This window comes from Arthrobacter sp. D1-17 (genome assembly GCF_054130535.1).
Genome location: NZ_CP096382.1, coordinates 3,841,212 through 3,855,655, shown reverse-complemented (window position 1 = coordinate 3,855,655; position 14,444 = coordinate 3,841,212). Strand labels below are relative to the sequence as shown.

14 protein-coding genes and 1 pseudogene are annotated in these 14,444 nt (G+C 64.9%); 8 read left to right on the top strand and 7 right to left on the bottom strand.

All coding sequences use genetic code 11. From position 1 onward, the window contains the following. Nucleotides 1–49: 49 nt before the first annotated feature. The gene (locus tag M1E01_RS17820) at nucleotides 50–1,522 is read left to right on the top strand and encodes an APC family permease (protein ID WP_457972846.1); all 1,473 of its coding nucleotides are present in this window, start codon (nucleotides 50–52) and stop codon (nucleotides 1,520–1,522) included. Here M1E01_RS17820 and M1E01_RS17815 read toward each other — a convergent pair. Continuing rightward, on the bottom strand, nucleotides 1,519–2,190 hold the full coding sequence (locus M1E01_RS17815) for an AmiS/UreI family transporter (protein ID WP_457972845.1): 672 nt from the start codon (nucleotides 2,188–2,190) through the stop codon (nucleotides 1,519–1,521). The two genes, M1E01_RS17820 and M1E01_RS17815, sit on opposite strands and share 4 nt — an antisense overlap. A 198-nt stretch (nucleotides 2,191–2,388) precedes the next feature. Between M1E01_RS17815 and M1E01_RS17810 the strand changes: the two are divergent. Beyond that, a pseudogene (locus M1E01_RS17810) lies at nucleotides 2,389–2,734 on the top strand (hypothetical protein); the annotation flags it as partial. Here the strand turns inward: M1E01_RS17810 and M1E01_RS17805 are convergent. Together M1E01_RS17805 and M1E01_RS17800 are read right to left on the bottom strand one after the other, a co-directional pair. Then, on the bottom strand, nucleotides 2,719–3,675 hold the full coding sequence (locus M1E01_RS17805; protein ID WP_457972844.1) for an AraC-like ligand-binding domain-containing protein: 957 nt from the start codon (nucleotides 3,673–3,675) through the stop codon (nucleotides 2,719–2,721). The pseudogene M1E01_RS17810 and the gene M1E01_RS17805 overlap by 16 nt on opposite strands. A gap of 136 nt (nucleotides 3,676–3,811) precedes the next feature. Further along, entirely contained in the window at nucleotides 3,812–4,402 is a 591-nt protein-coding gene (locus M1E01_RS17800) for a TetR/AcrR family transcriptional regulator (RefSeq protein ID WP_457972843.1), read from the bottom strand. 122 nt (nucleotides 4,403–4,524) lie between these two features. Here M1E01_RS17800 and M1E01_RS17795 point away from each other — a divergent pair, with 122 nt between their 5' ends. Then, nucleotides 4,525–6,459 (top strand): primary-amine oxidase, encoded by a 1,935-nt coding sequence (locus M1E01_RS17795; RefSeq protein WP_457972842.1) that lies wholly within the window; start codon nucleotides 4,525–4,527, stop codon nucleotides 6,457–6,459. A gap of 27 nt (nucleotides 6,460–6,486) precedes the next feature. Beyond that, nucleotides 6,487–7,047 carry a hypothetical protein gene (locus M1E01_RS17790; protein WP_457972841.1) on the top strand — a complete coding sequence of 187 codons (561 nt, stop codon included), beginning with the start codon at nucleotides 6,487–6,489 and terminating at the stop codon, nucleotides 7,045–7,047. A 137-nt stretch (nucleotides 7,048–7,184) separates the two neighbouring features. On the opposite strand, the gene M1E01_RS17785 is transcribed toward M1E01_RS17790, so the two are convergent. Next, complete coding sequence (locus M1E01_RS17785; RefSeq protein WP_309109135.1) at nucleotides 7,185–7,604, bottom strand: DUF1761 domain-containing protein; 420 nt, start codon at nucleotides 7,602–7,604, stop codon at nucleotides 7,185–7,187. A 42-nt stretch (nucleotides 7,605–7,646) separates the two neighbouring features. Further along, nucleotides 7,647–8,198: a flavin reductase family protein gene (locus M1E01_RS17780; RefSeq protein ID WP_309109136.1), complete on the bottom strand. Its 552-nt coding sequence runs from the start codon at nucleotides 8,196–8,198 to the stop codon at nucleotides 7,647–7,649. Nucleotides 8,199–8,430: 232 nt separating this feature from the next. Between M1E01_RS17780 and pstS the strand changes: the two genes are divergently transcribed. The 4 genes from pstS (at nucleotide 8,431) to pstB (ending at nucleotide 12,598) form a co-directional block, all read left to right on the top strand. Then, nucleotides 8,431–9,552: a phosphate ABC transporter substrate-binding protein PstS gene (gene pstS, locus M1E01_RS17775; RefSeq protein ID WP_309109137.1), complete on the top strand. Its 1,122-nt coding sequence runs from the start codon at nucleotides 8,431–8,433 to the stop codon at nucleotides 9,550–9,552. A gap of 116 nt (nucleotides 9,553–9,668) precedes the next feature. Next, nucleotides 9,669–10,601 (top strand): phosphate ABC transporter permease subunit PstC, encoded by a 933-nt coding sequence (pstC, locus tag M1E01_RS17770; protein WP_457972840.1) that lies wholly within the window; start codon nucleotides 9,669–9,671, stop codon nucleotides 10,599–10,601. Next, the gene (gene pstA, locus M1E01_RS17765; RefSeq protein WP_457972839.1) at nucleotides 10,602–11,711 is read left to right on the top strand and encodes a phosphate ABC transporter permease PstA; all 1,110 of its coding nucleotides are present in this window, start codon (nucleotides 10,602–10,604) and stop codon (nucleotides 11,709–11,711) included. Nucleotides 11,712–11,818: 107 nt separating this feature from the next. Next, entirely contained in the window at nucleotides 11,819–12,598 is a 780-nt protein-coding gene (gene pstB, locus M1E01_RS17760; protein ID WP_457972838.1) for a phosphate ABC transporter ATP-binding protein PstB, read from the top strand. A gap of 130 nt (nucleotides 12,599–12,728) precedes the next feature. On the opposite strand, the gene M1E01_RS17755 is transcribed toward pstB, so the two are convergent. Then, the gene (locus M1E01_RS17755; protein WP_457972837.1) at nucleotides 12,729–13,745 is read right to left on the bottom strand and encodes an anion permease; all 1,017 of its coding nucleotides are present in this window, start codon (nucleotides 13,743–13,745) and stop codon (nucleotides 12,729–12,731) included. Nucleotide 13,746: 1 nt separating this feature from the next. Continuing rightward, entirely contained in the window at nucleotides 13,747–14,364 is a 618-nt protein-coding gene (locus M1E01_RS17750) for a DUF47 domain-containing protein (protein WP_457972836.1), read from the bottom strand. Between the last annotated feature and the right edge of the window lie 80 nt (nucleotides 14,365–14,444).

Here is a 14,444-nt window from a genome sequence, read left to right as displayed (position 1 = left end):
CCGCCCCGGAGCATTCACCAGCACACTCATGACCGTTAAGAGGGATCCAATGAGTATTTCGAATTCCGAGTCCCGGACCACCGATGCAGCCCCGGCGACGGAGCATTCCACCGCTCTCCGCGCCGGGAGCATCGGTGTGCTGGGCATTCTCTTCTTTGTCCTGTCCGCCCAGGCGCCCCTGACAGGCATCGTAGGTGCTTCACCCCTTGCAGCAGCGCTCGGCAACGGTGCCGGCGCTCCGGGCGCGTACCTCATCGTGGGCATCGTCATCGTGATTTTCGCGGTGGGGTTTGTGGCCATGAGCCGGAAGGTACAGGGCAACGGCGCCTTCTATGCCTACGTGACAGCAGCATTCGGCAGGAAGACCGGCGCCGGTGCCGCCTGGCTGGCGCTCCTGGCCTACAACACGGTCCAGGCTGCAATGTACGGGCTGTACGGCGCCGTATTCGCGGGCCTTCTGGCCTCTTCCTTAGGCCTGGACGTGCCCTGGTGGCTGCTGGCCCTGGTCACCATGGCCGGAGTGCAGGTGCTGGGCTCAATGAACATCGAACTGGGAGCCAGGGTCCTCGCGTTCCTGGTTGGACTCGAAGTTGCGATACTTCTGTTGTTTGGCTTCACAGTGCTGCTCCGCGGCGGCGGGCCGGAAGGCCTCAGCCTCGCGGCCTCCTTCTCGCCCGGAGCCATCGCCGCCGGCGCACCAGGCGTGGCCATCATGTTCGCCGTTGCCTCCATGTTCGGCTTCGAATCCACCGCAATCTATTCGGCCGAAGCCAAAGACGCGCACCGCACCGTGGCGCGGGCAACCTACCTCTCTGTGGGCGTCATTGCCGTCTTCTTCTCCTTCATCTCCTGGATGCTGGTCAGCTACTACGGCCCTACCCAGGTCATGGATGCAGCCGGCGCCGCCCTTGAATCGGGGGACGCCACCACGTTTGTCCTGGGCCCCATGGTGGAGCTTTTTGGGCCTTGGGCGGGCACCGTCACCGGCGTCCTGCTGGTCACATCACTGCTGGCCGGCATCATCGCCTTCCACAACGGGATCAACCGCTACCTTCACTCGCTGGCGCTGCGCGGCTCCATGCCCGCCGTGGTGGCCCGGACCAACCGGCACCGTGCCCCGGCTGTAGCGGCCTGGATCCAGACAGTTACCGCCGTCGTACTGGTTGCCCCGTTCGCCGTCCTGGGCGCGGATCCGGTCCTGAGCCTGTTCTCCTGGTTCAGCGGCCTGGCTGTGGCAGCCCTGCTGGTGCTGTATATCCTCTGCTCCATCGCCGTCGTCGGCTACTTCCGCCGTCGGGGCAACGACGGCCAGCTGTGGCAGACCCTGGTAGCGCCGGCGCTCGCGGCCCTGCTGCTGGCATGGATCCTCTTCCTCGTGGTCAGCAACTTCACCTCGCTGATCGGCGGCAGTGCCGAGACCGCTGGCGTCCTGCTGGTGGCCGTCCCCGCGGTCTTCATCGTCGGTGTGGTTGTGGAAGTGCTGATCGCCCGGCGGGCCGCCGGCATGGTGCGCATCTACTAACGCGCAGCCTCCCTGGGTGGGGAAGCGAGGGGCGCGGAAGGGAGTGCCCCATTGTTGGCCCGGTGCGGGTCGGATGATCCGCGCCGGGCCAACACGCCTGCCGCCAGGAAAAGAATGGCCAGAACAGCCGCTGCCAGCGCCGCGGCATCCGCCCGGTAGGGCCAGAGCCCGGTGATTCCTAGAAATGCCGGGACGGTGGCCGTTGCCTGGCTCGTGAGCACAAGCGCCCAGCCTGTGAAGGGCTTGATGCGGTGCGCCCCCAGGGCCAGGGACGTGAAGAGCAGGGCCCACAGTACGGACCAGCACAGCCAGAGGACCGCCAGCAGCGGATCATCACGAAGCCAGGCCGCGGCGAGCAGCGGCCCGAACGCGGCCACCATGCCGCAGAACCAGCCGAGGCCCTTGGAGCCCAGTCCGAGCAGGAAATCCAGGCCCACATAGAGGTAGGTCATCCCGAAGAGGAACATCCCGGCCCCGCTGAGCAGGACCTGCGTTCCGGTGTCGCCGGCGCCGTCAGTTCCAGCCACATAGGTCACGCCAAGGACCAGCTGTGCGCTGCCGATCGCGAGGCTGAACACGGCGGCATCCCGGCTGGGGACCACATTCAGGGCTGCGAGACCGTTGATCAAGAGCGCTGCACCGGAAAGGAGCAGGCAGACGAGCGTCACGGGAGAGCCTCCTTGCGCCGCACAGGCATATGCAGTAGTTCCATATCTTGATATGCCAGTATCACATTACGGAATACTATCGAGCGCCCGCCCCCTGCGCGGCCGACAGTCACAATTGGTTGGATGGGCTGCGACGTGGTTCGCGGGTCCGGCTTCCGCGGTCCGCGACAGTGCCCTCGAGCCGCTGCTCAAGCGGCGCGGCCTGCTTCCCGAGGCCACCGCTGCGGAACAGTGATCTTCACCCAGGAGATACTGAAGAGCCGCCGGAGCCTATTCGTCGGCCAGAGCGTGGTGGTTGCCTGTTCGGGAAACGTGGCCAAAAACGCCGTGCGTGCTGCCGCCCCCTCGTACGCAACGGCCTTCTCGCCGTCAGAGAAGGCGCGAACGTGCCCTCCACCCGTGAGGCCGTGTCCATTTCCAAGAGGCCGGCGTGCTGTTCGGCCCGGGCAAGGCAGCCAATGCCGGCGGTAATGCAACGCCAGCCCTCGAGATGCAGCAGAACACGAGCCGGGACTCCAGCAGCTGCTGTCACGCCCCGCGGCGCCAGTCGCTGGGTGAAAGGCCGAAGGCATCGCGGAACGTTCGGCTGAAGTGCGCGGCGTCGAGGAAACCCCAGCGTGCAGCCACGGCGCTCACCGACTTGCCGGCATGCAGGGGATCCCGCAGTTCGCGGCGTGCGCCCTCAAGGCGCTGGCTCCTGATCCAGCTGGCGACGGTTGTGCCGGACTCGTGGAAGACATTGTGCAGGTGGCGTGTGGAAATGAAATGGGCTGCGGCAATGCTGGCCGGTGACAGCAGGGGGTCGGCCAGGTTGGCCTCAATATATTCACGAACGGCAACCGCCAGGAGGGCCTGCGGCTTCATGCGGTCCGGGGTGATGTCCATTTCCGCGTGCAGCATCGTGGACACCAGGTCCAGGGCGTTGACGGCCAGCCGTGACCCGCTGGCGCCGCCCAGAACCTCGAGGTTTTCGGAGAGCTGCCGGATGAACTGCCCCACCAGGCCACTGAGGCCTGCGGTTCCCATACGGACGGCCGCGAGCTGGCCGACGTAGTCGGCGGGCAGTGACAGGGCATCACACGGGAACATCATCACTATCATCCGCGCTGCTCCCTCGAAGGCCAGGGTGTAAGGGCGGCTGGTGTCGTAGATGGCCAGATCGCCGGGACGGAGCAGTGCCTCGCGGTTGTCCTGGACCAGGAGGCCCGTCCCCTCCAGTTGGAGGTTGAGCTTGAAGTAACGCTCGCCGGCCTGGGCAATCAATGTAGGGGTCCGGTGAACCTCGTGGGAGGTCGCGGAAACTTCAACAATGCACATTCGGTCCAGCACGCGCGAGCGCATCTGCCCGCGGAAACCATCCGCGTCAACTGTTCGGGCAGCGAGCGGAACGAAGGATTCTGCAACCAGATGCTTCCAGTGGTCGAACGAAGTGGCAATGCTGGCCGTCAGTTCCTGACTGGCGGGCCGGGCTGTGGCTGTTCGCATAGGTGTTCCTGACGACGGCGGCCATCTGATGGGTGTTTCTCCACGACGACTGTGTCCTGAAGCACAGTTATTTCAGGGTAGCGCCGGATGCAGCCTTTTTTCAACAGGTGGCGAAAAAAGAAAAATCCCGGGCGGGCTACTTGGCCAGCAGGCCCAGGAACGACTCGAGTTGGTCCCCCAGCCTGAGGTCGTCCTGGCTCCCGGGGGCGAGTGCTGCCGTTATCTGGGCCCCGAGCAGCATGTTAAGCAGGTGCCCGGCGACGACCCCGTCGTCTGTCGCGGCGCTCACGTCGCCGCTCTTCCTTGCCTCGCCGAGGTGGCGGACGATGGCTGCCTGCCACTGCTCCATGGATTCCTGGTGAATGGCGGCCTTTTCGGGATCGTTGATGGCCTTTTGCCAGAAGGGGATGACAATCCGCGCTTCGCTGACCCGCTCCTCATCCAGCGGCAGTACCTCCAGGCAGAAAGCCCGCAGGGCGGCTATGCCGGACTTTCCGGCGGTGACCTCTGCGATGCGTTCATTCGTCCTGTTGAAGACGTGGCTGAAGGCGAAAGTCAGCAGGGTGTCCTTGGTGGGGAAGTAGGGCTTGAGGGCCCCGTTGGCGAAGCCGGCTTCCGTGGCGATCTCACGCATGGTTGCACTCTCGATTCCCAGCCGCGCAATGATCCGCCAGGTCGCTCCGACCAGTTCCAGCCGACGCTCATCGTGATCGACAATCTTTGGCACCCGGCTGCTCCCCGTAAATTTTTTTTGCGTAAAACTCTTGTGACTTATCTTACGGAGGCTTATTCTCTACAACTATAGAAAATAAAAATCCGACCCGTCAGGGTCCCGGACCGAAGGACGCCATGACGCCCTCACTCACAGATGTAGCCACCCCTTTCAGGCTGGCCGCGGCCGCAGAAATCACCGAAGTGCAGGGCATTCTTCGCTCCGAAGGGCTCCTCGGCGCGGAGAAGCGCATCGCATACCTGGGCCTGCTCGATCCTGCCCGAGGAGGCGGCAGAGATGCGGAGGACCGCCGCTTCCGGGTCTTCATTCACGACATTTCCGGTGCCCGGCCGCACGACGTCACAGTTTCCGTCACCAGCGGCTCTGTTGTCTCCGCCGTCGAGCTCGACACTGCAGTTGCCGGCGAACTGCCGGTCCTCGAGGAGGAATTCGAGGTCGTGGAGGAGCTTTTGGCCGCGGATGAGCGGTGGCTGAAGGCCTTGGCGGTTCGCGACCTGGACGTCGCCAAGGTGCGTGTTGCTCCGTTGTCTGCTGGTGTCTTCGAATACCCGGAGGAACGGGGCCGCAGGATTCTTCGTGGCCTGGCTTTCGTGCAGGATTTTCCTGAAGACAGCGCCTGGGCCCACCCGGTGGACGGGCTGGTGGCCTACGTGGACGTGGTCAACAAGGAAGTCACCCAGGTGATCGACACGGGGATCTTCCCGGTTCCGGCCGAACACGGCAACTACACCGACCCCGAACTCACCGGCCCGCTGCGCACCACCCAGAAGCCCATCTCGATCACCCAGCCCGAAGGCCCCAGCTTCACCGTCACCGGCGGCAACCACGTGGAATGGGAGAAGTGGAGCCTGGACGTTGGCTTCGACGTCCGCGAGGGCGTGGTGCTGCACAACATCGGATTCCGGGACGGGGACCGGCTGCGGCCCATCATCAACAGGGCCTCCATCGCCGAGATGGTGGTCCCGTACGGCGACCCTTCCCCCATCCGGTCCTGGCAGAACTACTTCGACACTGGCGAATACCTCGTCGGCCAGTACGCCAACTCCCTTGAACTGGGCTGCGACTGCCTGGGCGACATCACCTACCTCAGCCCGGTCATTTCCGATGCCTTCGGCAACCCCCGGGAGATCCGCAACGGCATCTGCATGCACGAGGAGGACTGGGGCATCCTGGCCAAACACTCCGACCTCTGGTCCGGCATCAACTACACCCGCCGCAACCGCCGCCTGGTGATCTCCTTCTTCACCACCATCGGCAACTACGACTACGGCTTCTACTGGTACCTCTACCTCGACGGCACCATCGAATTCGAGGCCAAGGCCACCGGCGTCGTGTTCACCTCCGCCTTCCCTGAAGGCGGCTCGGACAACATCTCCCAGCTCGCCCCCGGACTCGGGGCACCGTTCCACCAGCACATCTTCAGCGCCCGTCTGGACATGGCAGTTGACGGCTTCACGAACAGGGTGGAGGAAGAGGACGTGGTCCGCCAGCCCATGGGGGAGGGCAACCCCCGCGGCAACGCCTTCTCCCGCCGGCGCACTGTGCTGGCACGGGAGTCCGCGGCGGCCCGCGAGGGCAATCCCCGCAGCGGCCGGACCTGGATCATCTCCAACCCCGAATCCCGCAACCGGCTGGGCGAGCCGGTGGGCTACAAGCTCCATTCCGAGGGCCAGCCCACGCTGCTGGCCGACCCCGAATCGTCGATCGCGCGCCGGGCCGCGTTCGCGACCAAGGACCTCTGGGTCACCCGGTATGCCGAAGACGAGCGCTACCCCACCGGCGACTTCGTAAACCAGCACGCCGGCGGTGCAGGCCTGCCCGCCTACATGGCACAGGACCGGGACATCGACGGCCAGGACATCGTCGTGTGGCACACCTTCGGGCTCACCCACTTCCCCCGCGTCGAGGACTGGCCCATCATGCCCGTGGACACCGTGGGCTTCAAGCTCCGCCCCGAAGGGTTCTTCGACCGCAGCCCTGTCCTCGACGTCCCCGCGTCCGCTCAGGCCTCCAGCCACTGCCAACCGTCCGCCGACCACTGCCATGGCTGAGCGGCTTCCGCTGCTGGGGTTCCCGGCATGACTCCGCCGACCGTGGCCACGGCAGCAGTTGCTCCAGCAGCCGTTACCACAGCAGGAGTTGCCAGGGCAGCAGCTGCGAGTGCAGCGCCGGCCGGCCGCGTTGCTTGGGGACGCGCCGGGGGAGCGGGCAGCCGGACGACCGGCACTCCGCTCCACTCCCGGGCCTGTGCTGCGGTGACCGCCGCGTCCTGCCTGGCCCACGTGTGGCTCGCCGCCGGCAGCGAGCATGGCCCGTGGCTCAGCGCGCTGATGCTGGCGATGGCGGCGGTCTGCCTGCCGTGTGCAGTCCACGTTTGGCGCCACAGCAGTGTCTCCGCCCTGCGCCGGATCATGGCTTCGGGGGTCGCGATGGCGGTGCTCCACGCTTTCCTGCTGCTCGCCCCGGCCGGCTCAGCCCATCACCATGCAGGGTCAGGTCCGGCGGCCGCGACGGCTATGGCGGGAGAACCGGAGGGGTCCGCTGCTGCCGCATTGCTTGCGGTCATTGCTTTGGAAATTACGACGGCGCTCCTCGCCTCAACGCTTGTGGCCCGCCTCCGCCCGCGCCCCCGCCGCTAGCGCGAACGGACACTTGAGGCCCCTCCAGCCAGCGCGAACGGGCAGATAAGGCCCTCACACTGGGAAATCTGAGGGCCTTAACTGCCCGTTCGCGCTTCAAACCTCCGGTGAGCGGGGGCTTAAGTGTCTGTTCGCGCTCAGATGCCGAACAGTCCGATGACCAGTGCCATCACCAGGTAGGTCACGAGTTCGTGGGCACAGTTCAGCGCCGTGAGTCCAGCGGGGCGGGCCTCAAAAGCATCGTGGGTGATGAAGCGCGCCGCCGTGAAGCCTGCCCAGAGGATGACGGCCGTAATCACGGAATTAGCGAGGAAGCTGCCGCCGTAAAAGTCCTGGGCGATGGCCACGGATCCGGCCAGGACCAAGGCGCTGACGAAGCTGACTGCGAGCGTGATCAGGATGGGCTTGACTGCATCCTTCGCCTCGCCGCTTGGCGAGACCTTGGCCACGCGCTTCCAGTAGTTGCCGAAGACCTTGGGCGTGTACCAGACCGACCCCACGATCATCGTGGACAACGTCGCAACCAGAACTGCCCAGATGTTGATCTCAGGAACCATGATGCACTCCTCGTTTCGTATTCATTGTCTGCGGTGATGCCGTTACGGCGCCAGATGGTGATAGCGGGAACCGAAATGGATCAGAGGGTCTGGCGCCTCGCCCGGCGGAGCATCGCTGCCCATGGAAAGAACTTCACCGACGATGAGCAGGTGGGTGGCGGCCTGATGAACCGACACGGTGCGCAGCTCGAAATAGGCGAGGGCGCCGTCGAGGATGGCCGAGCCGGTGACTGGGCCCCTCCTGAACGGGACCTGTGCCAGCAGTCCCTGCAGTGGCGTCCCCGGGCTGGCCAGCCAGTTGGCCGAACCCTGATGCCTGCCCGAGAGCAGGCTCAGCGCCCAGACGCCTGCCTCCTCCACAGCCTCGCCGATCCGTGATTCAGCGTAGAGACTAACCAGCATCGTGGGTGGATCGTAGGAAACGGACAGGAACCCGGTGACGGTCGCTGCGTAGTCGCGGTTGCGCAGGGAAGTGGACACCACCGCTACCCCGGCCGCGATGTCGGCACTCAGCCTGCGGTACAGATCGACGTCGGCATCCGACGGCGGTCTGCCCGCCAGACGGTGGGCGGCCAGGTTCCCAGGGCTCTCCATACGGCACATCGTGCCATAAGTATGCTGCACTACGACTGCGGCGCGTCCGGCGCAATGGGGACCGGGCATCTGTAAGCCAATATCCCGCCGTCGTTAATCCTCCGTTTACCTTGAACCCCAATACTCGTTACCTGAGATCCTTAAGTTCGATGAAGGTACAGAACGTACGCACTCCAGTCCGAACGTCTCCGGTTCGGAACGCATCAGAAAACCCTGGAAGGGGTAACACCTAGTGAAGGCACTCCGCTTCGGCCGCCATGCGGCTATCGCTGTCATCGCCGCTGGCTCTCTCGCGCTCACCGCTTGTGGTTCCGACAATGCCACCAACACTCCCGGAGGGACCGGAGGTGCCGCCACCGGTGCCCAGGTCACCGGGACCCTCACGGGCATCGGTTCCTCCGCGCAGGGCGCAGCCATGGATGTGTGGAAGACCAATTTCGCGTCCGCAAACCAGGGCGTCACCGTGCAGTACTCCCCGGACGGTTCCGGTGCCGGGCGCAAGGCGCTCCTCGACGGTTCGGCACAGTTCGCCGGCTCGGATGCCTACCTGAAGGACGAGGAACTGGCTTCGTCCAAGAAGGTCTGCGGCCCTGAAGGCGCCATTGATGTCCCCGTCTACATTTCGCCGATCGCCATAGCGTTCAACCTTCCTGATGTCAAGGAATTGAACCTTGACGCCCCGACCGCTGCCAAGATCTTCCGCGGGGAGATCGCCAAGTGGAATGACCCGGCCATTGCTGCCCTGAACCCGGACGCCACGCTCCCGGATCTGAAGGTCACCCCGGTCAGCCGTTCCGATGACTCCGGCACCACCGACAACTTCACCGAGTACCTCGCGGCCGCCGCCCCCGAGGTCTGGAAAGACAAGGCCGACGGCGTTTGGCCCGCCTCCCTGAAGGGCGAGAACGCCAAGGGAACGTCCGGCGTCGTCAAGACCGTTACGGACACCCCGGGTGCCGTGACGTACGCTGACGATTCCGCCGTCGGAGGCACTCTTGGCAAGGCCAAGATCAAGGTCGGCTCCGAGTTCGTCGCGATTTCCCCTGAGGCTGCCGCCAAGGCCGTCGACGCCGGAAAGCCTGTCGAAGGCCGCGCGGAGAACGACACCGCTATCGACCTGGACCGCACCACCACGGAGTCCGGTGCCTACCCTGTCGTCCTGGTGTCCTACCACGTCGTCTGCTCCGCTTACGACAAGCAGGAGACCGCTGACCTCGTCAAGGCTTTCGAGAAGTACGTCGTCTCTGAAGAAGGCCAGAAGGCCGCTGCCGAGTCCGCAAAGTCGGCTCCGCTGTCTGCCGCGCTGACCGAAAAGGCCACCAAGGCCATCGAATCCATCAAGGTCAAGTCGTAACGTAGAACTGAACGCTGAAGTTCCCCGCCCAGCCATCAAGCCGGGCGGGGAATTTAGCTGTGTAAACGCACTTCTCCTGATTCCGTACGCCGCAACACCAACACCGAAGGGCCGGTATGACCGCCACCTCCCTGACCAGCTCCCAAAGCGCAGGCCGCGCCGGGGACAAAGTCTTCTCCGGAGCCGCCCTGGCAGCAGGGTGCCTGATCCTTGCCGTGCTGTTTGGCGTGGCGCTCTTCCTCGTCATCCAGGCACTCCCGGCATTCTCCGCCCCGGCCGAGGACATTCAGGGCGGCGAGGGATTCTTCGCCTACATCTGGCCGATCGTCATCGGTACCCTGATCGCCGCAGTTATCGCACTCGCGATCGCCACGCCCGTAGCCATCGGAGTTGCGCTCTTCATCTCCCACTACGCCCCCCGCGGCCTCGCATCCGGCCTCGGTTACGTGATCGACCTGCTGGCAGCCATCCCCTCGGTTATATACGGCGCCTGGGGTGCCGCTTTTCTCGCCCCGCAGATTTCGCCCGCCTACGGCTGGCTCGCAGCCAACATGGGCTGGCTGCCCATCTTCCAGGGACCGGCGTCAGCCACCGGCAAAACCATCCTGACCGCCGGAATCGTCCTGTCCGTCATGGTGCTGCCGATCATCACCTCCCTGTCCCGCGAGATCTTCCTGCAGACCCCCAAACTGCACGAAGAGGCGGCCCTTGCCCTGGGCGCCACACGCTGGGAAATGATCAAGATGTCGGTCCTGCCCTTCGCCCGGCCGGGCATCATCAGCGCCGTCATGCTCGGTCTCGGCCGGGCCCTCGGCGAAACCATGGCCGTTGCGCTGGTGCTCTCCTCGGGAGCCCTGACCGCCAGCCTGATCCAGTCCGGCAACCAGACCATCGCTGCTGAAATCGCCCTTAACTTCCCTGAAGCAAGCGGTCTGAAGGTCAGCACCCTCATCGCAGCCGGCCTCATCCTGTTCGTGATCACGCTCGCCGTCAACATGGTTGCACGGTGGATCATCAGCCGGCACAAAGAATTCTCGGGAGCCAACTAAATGACCTCCACCCTCACCCCGGTCCGCAAGCGGTCCGCCCTGACCAAAGGCCAGTTGCCTAAGTACGCCCCGTATGTCGTGCTGGGCGTCGCGCTCGTCCTCGGCGCCGCTCTGCTGGCCCTGATCGGCTTCAATGCGTTTGGCTGGGGAATCGTCTCCGCGATCCTCTTCGCCGCCGGCCTGGTCGGCTGGAGCGCCGCCGTCGAAGGCTCCCGCAAGGCCAAGGACAAACTGGCCACCTGCCTTGTGGTGGGATCTTTCCTCGTGGCGCTGCTGCCGCTCATCTCCGTGATCTGGACGGTCATGGCCAACGGCATTCCGGGCCTCCTCACGCCGGGATTCCTGAGCACCTCCATGAATGGTGTCACCGGCGTCTTTGACAACAGGGCAGCCGAAGGGGAGGGGCCGGTTGTGGGCGGCATCTACCACGCGCTCCTCGGCACGGTACAGATCACCCTGCTGGCCACCCTGATCTCCGTACCGGTTGGCCTGCTTACCGCCATCTACCTGGTGGAGTACGGAAATGACCGTCCCCTGGCCCGAGCCATCACCTTCTTCGTGGACGTCATGACCGGCATCCCGTCCATCGTGGCCGGCCTCTTCGCCGCCGCCTTCTTCTTCGCCATTGTGGGTCCGGGCACCAAAACCGGTGCCGTCGCCGCCGTTGCGCTGTCCGTACTGATGATCCCGGTGGTCGTGCGCTCCAGCGAGGAAATGCTAAAGATCGTGCCCAACGAGCTGCGCGAAGCGGCCTACGCCTTGGGCGTCCGCAAGTGGCGCACCATCCTCAAGGTGGTTATTCCGACGGCGATCTCCGGCATCGCGTCCGGCGTTACACTCGCAATCGCCCGCGTCATCGGCGAGACGGCGCCCATCCTGGTCACCGCCGGCTTTGCCACAAGCATCAACAGCAATGTGTTCAGCGGCTGGATGGCCTCGCTGCCTACGTTCATCTACACGCAGATCCTGAACCCCACGTCGCCGTCCAGCCCCGATGCATCCTCGCAGCGGGCCTGGGGCGCGGCATTGGTGCTCATCATCCTCGTGATGCTGCTCAACCTCGGAGCCCGCCTGATCGCCAGGGTCTTTGCTCCGAGGGCCGGCCGCTAACCGGCATTCTCTTCAAGGCCGCAAAGGGCCATCATCACTTCCCGGCCGTTCCGCATCGGACACCCGGGATCTAGACTTCAACTTATACGAGCAAGTTAGGGAACCTCATGTCCAAGCGCATCGACGTCAAAGACCTGAACGTGTACTACGGCAATTTCCTGGCCGTCGAGGACGTCAGCATCAACATCGAGGCCAAGTCCGTCACGGCGTTCATTGGCCCCTCCGGCTGCGGCAAGTCGACCTTCCTCCGCACCCTGAACCGAATGCATGAGGTTCTGCCGGGCGCCCGCGTCGAGGGCGAGGTGCTGCTTGACGGTGACAACCTCTACGGCCCCGGCGTGGACCCCGTGACCGTGCGCTCCCAGATCGGCATGGTGTTCCAGCGGCCCAACCCGTTCCCCACGATGTCCATCCGCGACAACGTGCTGGCGGGCGTGAAGCTGAACAACCAGAAGATATCCAAGGGCGAAGCCGATGCCCTAGTGGAACGCTCCCTGCAGGGCGCCAATCTGTGGAACGAAGTCAAGGACCGGCTGGACAAGCCCGGTTCCGGCCTGTCCGGCGGCCAGCAGCAGCGCCTGTGCATCGCGCGCGCGATTGCCGTGGAACCCCAGGTGATCCTTATGGACGAGCCCTGCTCCGCGCTGGACCCGATCTCCACCCTGGCTGTTGAGGACCTTATCAACGAGCTCAAGGACCAGTACACCGTGGTGATCGTGACCCACAACATGCAGCAGGCCGCCCGCGTTTCGGACAAGACGGCGTTCTTCAACATCGCCGGCACCGGCAAGCCGGGCAAGCTCATTGAGTACGCCGAGACCAGCACCATCTTCAACAACCCGGGGCAGAAGGCCACGGAAGACTACGTCTCCGGCCGCTTCGGATAGTCCCCACCGGCGGCTCTCAGCCTTCGCAAGCTCAGGCCGGGGCCCCAGTCAACCATCGGCTGCTCCGCAGTGCCCTCATAGAACGCTCAAAAGGGCGGCTGTGTAGCAGCCGATGCCTGTTTAACCGGGCTTATGTTCCGGCCAGGGGGGAGAGGGCCAAGGCCAGCACGAAGGCGCCCGCGGCGGTAATCACAGGGGTCAGGAGCCACAGCGACAGGATCCGCGCCACGACCCTGCGGTGCGTCCCGGGGACCGGCTGGTTTTCCCCGGCGCCCAGCACCCCGGAGGTCACTGTGTGGGTGGTGGACATGGGCCAGTGGAGGCCGATGGCACCAATGAAGAGCAGGGCCGCGCTGACGGACTGGGCCACCACACCGCGGAGCGGGTCAATCCGGATGAGCCTGTGCCCCATCGTGTGGGAGATGCGCCAGCCCCCGAACAGGGTTCCCACTGTGATCATGACGGCGGAGAGCATCGCGACCCACAGGGGGACAGAGCCGCCGTCGCTGTATCCCGCAGCCAGGACCGCCAAAAGCAGAACTGCACCGATGCGCTGGCCGTCCTGCAGCCCATGGCCGAAGGCGACGGCCCCCGCCGTGATGGACTGTGCTGCCCGGAATCGCCGGTTGATGACGTTTGGCTGCGCGTAGCGGGCAGCCCAGGTCACGGGATACACGAGAAGGTAGGCCCCGGCAAAGGCTATGACCGGGGACAGGGCCAGGGGCAGCACCACCTGGAACAGGAGTGACTGGTCCACACCTCCCACCGCATTGCCGCTCACCAGAACACTGGCCGTTCCGGCCCCGGCCAGGCCGCCCACCAGAGCGTGCGTGGACGAGGACGGAACGCCGCGCCACCACAGGAGCAGCCCCCAGATGCAGGCGCTGGCCAGACCGGCAACGAGGATATTCAGCCCGCTGTCGCCTTGGGGGAGGGTGACCCAGTTTTGGCTGACGGCGACAGCGAAACCGGAACTCAGGAGGGCGCCGATGAAGTTGAAGACCGCCGCCAGCAGTACCGCAATGGTGGGAGTCAGTGCCCGGGTCCGGACGGCCAGTGCAACGGAGTTGGAGACGTCCCGGAAACCGTTGATGAAGGCAAACGCGGCGGCGAGTGCCACCACCAGCGGGAAGATGAACGGCGTCACCTCATGATTCCTTGACGATGATGCTGCCCACCTGGGTGGCAACACGCCGCATGTCCTTCGTGACATCCACCAGCTGGTTGGCGACGTCCCTGTTCCGGGCGTACTGCGTGGCCTTCATGTCCTTGAGCATGTCTGCGACCCAGACCCGGTGCGTCCGTTCAGCCCGCTTGGCCAGGCGGAGGATCTCAATCCAGTAGTCCTCAAGGTCATCCAGGTTGTTCAGCCGGCGCATGGCATCCGCCGTGAGCTCGGCCTGGCGGGTGATGATCTCCAGCTGGTCGGCTGCGCGCTTCGGCAGCCGATCCAGCTTGTAGAGGGCAACAAGCTCGGCGGCGCCGTCCAGTTTCTCCATGGCCGCGTTGAGGCAGAGGGACATCCCGTACATGTCCTCGCGGGGAAGAGGGTTCACAAAACTGGTCCGCATGTGCGTCAGCAGGGCGAACTGCAGTTCGCCCGACCTGGCTTCGTGGTTGTGCATGTCCTCCACGAGCCGGTCATGTTCGGAGGACGGGGCGCCCAGGAGCTCCGCCAGGGTACCGCTCGCCAGGACGATCTGATGGGCCTGCTGCGACAGGAGGTTCAGCCCCGCGGGCTCCTGGGGAAAAAGGCGCAGCTTCATGAGTACCGGTCTCCGGAGGATCGTCAGGACGGGGAACAGCGGACCACGTGACGTGACGCTCCGCCCGCTGCTAGTCAGTA